Origin of the sequence: Polaromonas sp. (assembly GCF_012927415.1) — a bacterium.
Classification (GTDB): Bacteria; Pseudomonadota; Gammaproteobacteria; order Burkholderiales; family Burkholderiaceae_C; genus Polaromonas.
The window spans coordinates 1-2,985 of the sequence record NZ_JABBPF010000197.1 but is presented as its reverse complement, the minus strand read 5'-3'; the positions used below and the strand labels follow the sequence as shown (position 1 = coordinate 2,985).

3 protein-coding genes are annotated in these 2,985 nt (G+C 58.6%); all 3 read left to right on the top strand.

Going from position 1 to position 2,985, the window contains the following annotated elements:
- A partial coding sequence (guaA, locus tag HHJ19_RS16125) for a glutamine-hydrolyzing GMP synthase (protein WP_296908885.1) occupies positions 1 to 1,458 on the top strand: 1,458 nt, incomplete at its 5' end.
- Positions 1,459 to 1,550: 92 nt separating this feature from the next.
- Complete coding sequence (locus tag HHJ19_RS16120) at positions 1,551 to 2,558, top strand: GAF domain-containing protein (protein ID WP_296908884.1); 1,008 nt, start codon at positions 1,551 to 1,553, stop codon at positions 2,556 to 2,558.
- Between the two features lie 21 nt (positions 2,559 to 2,579).
- Positions 2,580 to 2,985: FMN-binding negative transcriptional regulator (locus tag HHJ19_RS16115; protein ID WP_296908883.1), on the top strand; the 406-nt coding region annotated here is incomplete at its 3' end.

Below are 2,985 nucleotides of genomic sequence, written 5' to 3'. Positions count from 1 at the left end.
GGCAGTCATGCCAGCCTGTGGGAAGACGAAACGCTTCGCGCCCCCCGGGCCGTGTTTGATCTGGGCCTTCCGGTGCTCGGCATCTGCTTTGGAATGTACGCCATCGCCGCCGCATTGGGCGGCAAGGTCGAAGGCGGGCACAAGCGCGAATTCGGCCATGCCGAAGTCCGTGCCAGGGGCCATACGAAACTGCTGGACGGTATTCAGGACTACACCACGCCTGAAGGCCAGGGCATGCTGCACGCGTGGATGAGCCATGGCGACAACGTGACCGAAATGCCGCCTGGCTTCAAGTTGATGGCGTCGACCGAATCATGTCCGATTGCCGGCATGGCCGACGAAGAACGCAATTACTACGCCTTGCAGTTTCACCCTGAAGTCACGCACACGACGCAAGGCAAGGCGATTCTGGAACGCTTTGTGCTCGACATCTGCGGAACACGGCCGGATTGGGTCATGGGCGATTACATCAGCGAGGCGGTCGAGAAGATCCGCCAACAGGTAGGTGACGAAGAAGTGATTTTGGGCCTGTCCGGCGGCGTTGACTCATCGGTTGCAGCGGCGCTGATCCACCGCGCCATTGGAGACCAGCTCACTTGCGTGTTTGTCGATCACGGCCTGCTCCGCTTGAACGAAGGCGACATGGTGATGGACATGTTCGTCGGCAAGCTGCACACCAAGGTGATCCGGGTCGATGCCGCCGACCAGTTCCTGGGCCACCTTACCGGCGTGAGCGACCCAGAAGCGAAGCGCAAGATCATCGGCCGCGAGTTTGTCGAAGTGTTCAGGGCCGAGGCGGCCAAACTCAAGGCAGCCCACACGTCGTCGAAGGGCGCCAAATGGCTTGCTCAGGGCACGATTTACCCCGATGTCATCGAGTCCGGCGGCGGTAAATCAGGCGGGAGCAAAAAAGCCGTTACCATCAAAAGTCACCACAACGTCGGCGGCCTGCCCGAGCAACTCGGACTGAAACTGCTAGAGCCTTTGCGAGAACTCTTCAAGGATGAAGTTCGTGAACTCGGCGAGGCGCTTGGATTGCCGCATGACATGGTTTATCGTCATCCCTTTCCCGGACCCGGGCTGGGTGTTCGAATTCTCGGTGAAGTCAAAAAAGAATTCGCCAATCTGCTGCGTCGGGCTGACGCCATCTTCATCGAAGAACTGCACAACTTCAGGGATACGGCATCCGGCAAAACCTGGTACGAGCTGACCAGCCAGGCCTTTACCGTGTTTTTGCCGGTCAAAAGCGTGGGCGTGATGGGTGATGGCCGCACTTACGAATACGTAGTCGCCCTGCGCGCCGTACAGACCAGCGATTTCATGACGGCTGACTGGGCCGAACTGCCGTACGCGCTGCTTAAAAAGGTGTCGGGCCGCATTATCAATGAAGTGCGCGGCATCAACCGCGTCACCTACGATGTAAGCAGCAAGCCGCCGGCAACCATCGAGTGGGAATAGGCTAAAAAACGGGGCAGCTGTAACGCATCCAAACCCGTCCGGTTCACGTATTAGCTATCATCTGATTTGCTTGTACGCCAACCGGTAGCTTCATGCTCTCTGCCCCTATTCCTGAAAATGAAGTTTTGCGTCTTGCCGCCTTGCGAAGCGCTTACTGCGCTTACGCCCCGCGCGAGGAGCGTTTTGACCGGATTACCCGCACGGCCAAACGTCTGCTGCATGTGCCCATTTCGCTGATTTCCATCGTCGAGCAGGACGGGCAGTGGTTTCGTTCCGTGCAGGGCATAGAGGTAGCGCACACACCACGCGACATTTCTTTTTGCGCCCATGCGGTAGCCCTCAATCAGCCTGTTTGCATTCCTGACACCTGGTCTGACCTTGATTTTTCGGATAATCCGCTGGTTACCGGGCCGCCGGGCATTCGCTCTTATCTCGGCTGGCCACTGGAACTCGCACCGGGTGCGGCAGTCGGCACGCTGTGCGTGATCGACACCATGCCCCGGACTTTTGGTGCCGAAGATTTCGCGGCCCTCAAGGATCTGGCGAGCATGGCGGAGGCGGAACTCAAGATCAGCGCCATGTCGAGTTTGCAGAACAAGCTGTTGATGCGTCTGAGCACCTTGCAGCGCCAGGGCGCGCTCGACTCGCTGACCGGTTGCTGGAATATCCGGGGCTTTCGCGAACTACTGTCGCTGGGTTTTGACGACGCCCGCAGGAATGGCACCGACTTGGCTGTTTGCCATATTCACGTCAACAACATGGAAGACGTTGCCGCGGCAGCCCATTATTCAAACCTCGACGCGATGACGCAACTGCTCGCCCAGGTATTGCGCCAGCGTCTGCCGCCACAGGGAGCGCTGGCCCGCCTTGGGCCACGAAGCTTCTGCGCACTGGTTCCTTCGGACTCACCGCTGGAGCTGGAGCATCAACTCGCCAGGCTGACCTTTCCCAGCGCTGCAGTGGATCTGCCGGACAACCGGCTCCGGCTTGACCTTGCACTATCGATCCGCGTGGCATTCCTGTCTGAACTCAGTCCGCTGGCCACGGCGGATAGCCTGTGGGGTCACGCACTTGCGGTTTCGGGGGAAGACTATGCGTGATTTTGGTCTATGCTTTGACCTATGTACCTGCCGCCCCAGTTTGAAGGCGATCATGCGCAAGCCACGGCGCTGATCGAAACCAACCCTTTTGCCAGCCTGATCAGCGTTGATGATGCCGGCCTGCCTTATGTCACCCATCTGCCGCTGCATCTTGAAAAGCGGCCCCGGCCAAGCCAGCAAACAGCACAGCTGATCCTGCTCGGTCACGTTGCCAAACCGAACTTGCATTGGCGATATTTGCAGGCACGTCCGCAGGCAGTGGTTACATTCCTCGGGCCGCACGCGTATTTATCACCCAGGGTCTACCCGGACCTAGCCCGGGTGCCAACCTGGAATTATCTTGCCGTTCATTGCACTGTGCAGGCCTCGCTCATTGAAGATCCGACCCACAAGGACCTGCTGCTCAAAAAAATTATAGCGGACCATG